This window comes from Mesobacillus subterraneus (assembly GCF_003937825.1).
GTDB classification, from domain to species: domain Bacteria; phylum Bacillota; class Bacilli; order Bacillales; family Cytobacillaceae; genus Mesobacillus; species Mesobacillus subterraneus.
The window spans coordinates 1-1,694 of the sequence record NZ_RSFW01000004.1 but is presented as its reverse complement, the minus strand read 5'-3'; the positions used below and the strand labels follow the sequence as shown (position 1 = coordinate 1,694).

The 1,694-nt window shown below is 54.5% G+C and carries 1 rRNA gene; it reads right to left on the bottom strand.

Annotated elements, in window-relative coordinates:
* Window positions 1–89: 89 nt before the first annotated feature.
* A 16S ribosomal RNA gene (locus EJA10_RS03045) occupies window positions 90–1,639 on the bottom strand.
* Between the last annotated feature and the right edge of the window lie 55 nt (window positions 1,640–1,694).

The window sequence follows — 1,694 nt, the reverse complement described above, 5'->3', positions numbered from 1 at the left end:
ACTTACTCCCTCAAAACTAAACAAACAAGCTGGTCAACAGTACGAATCGAAAGATTCGCATTCCGATTGCCCTTAGGCAATATCCTTAGAAAGGAGGTGATCCAGCCGCACCTTCCGATACGGCTACCTTGTTACGACTTCACCCCAATCATCTGTCCCACCTTAGGCGGCTGGCTCCAAAAGGTTACCCCACCGACTTCGGGTGTTACAAACTCTCGTGGTGTGACGGGCGGTGTGTACAAGGCCCGGGAACGTATTCACCGCGGCATGCTGATCCGCGATTACTAGCGATTCCGGCTTCATGCAGGCGAGTTGCAGCCTGCAATCCGAACTGAGAATGGTTTTATGGGATTGGCTCGACCTCGCGGCTTCGCGACCCTTTGTTCCATCCATTGTAGCACGTGTGTAGCCCAGGTCATAAGGGGCATGATGATTTGACGTCATCCCCACCTTCCTCCGGTTTGTCACCGGCAGTCACCTTAGAGTGCCCAACTGAATGCTGGCAACTAAGATCAAGGGTTGCGCTCGTTGCGGGACTTAACCCAACATCTCACGACACGAGCTGACGACAACCATGCACCACCTGTCACTCTGTCCCCCGAAGGGGAACGCCCTATCTCTAGGGTTGTCAGAGGATGTCAAGACCTGGTAAGGTTCTTCGCGTTGCTTCGAATTAAACCACATGCTCCACCGCTTGTGCGGGCCCCCGTCAATTCCTTTGAGTTTCAGCCTTGCGGCCGTACTCCCCAGGCGGAGTGCTTAATGCGTTTGCTGCAGCACTAAAGGGCGGAAACCCTCTAACACTTAGCACTCATCGTTTACGGCGTGGACTACCAGGGTATCTAATCCTGTTCGCTCCCCACGCTTTCGCGCCTCAGCGTCAGTTACAGACCAGAGAGCCGCCTTCGCCACTGGTGTTCCTCCACATCTCTACGCATTTCACCGCTACACGTGGAATTCCGCTCTCCTCTTCTGCACTCAAGTTCCCCAGTTTCCAATGACCCTCCCCGGTTGAGCCGGGGGCTTTCACATCAGACTTAAGGAACCGCCTGCGCGCGCTTTACGCCCAATAATTCCGGACAACGCTTGCCACCTACGTATTACCGCGGCTGCTGGCACGTAGTTAGCCGTGGCTTTCTGGTCAGGTACCGTCAAGGTACCGGCAGTTACTCCGGTACTTGTTCTTCCCTGACAACAGAGCTTTACGACCCGAAGGCCTTCATCGCTCACGCGGCGTTGCTCCGTCAGACTTTCGTCCATTGCGGAAGATTCCCTACTGCTGCCTCCCGTAGGAGTCTGGGCCGTGTCTCAGTCCCAGTGTGGCCGATCACCCTCTCAGGTCGGCTACGCATCGTCGCCTTGGTGAGCCGTTACCTCACCAACTAGCTAATGCGCCGCGGGCCCATCTGTAAGTGACAGCCGAAACCGTCTTTCAGCTTTCCCTCATGTGAGGGAAAGGATTATCCGGTATTAGCTCCGGTTTCCCGAAGTTATCCCAGTCTTACAGGCAGGTTGCCCACGTGTTACTCACCCGTCCGCCGCTGATCTTCAAAAGCAAGCTAATGAAGATCCGCTCGACTTGCATGTATTAGGCACGCCGCCAGCGTTCGTCCTGAGCCAGGATCAAACTCTCCAAGAAAGAGTATGAGTTTAGCTCATAATTTAAAACGTTGGCTCATGGTTCATGACCATGA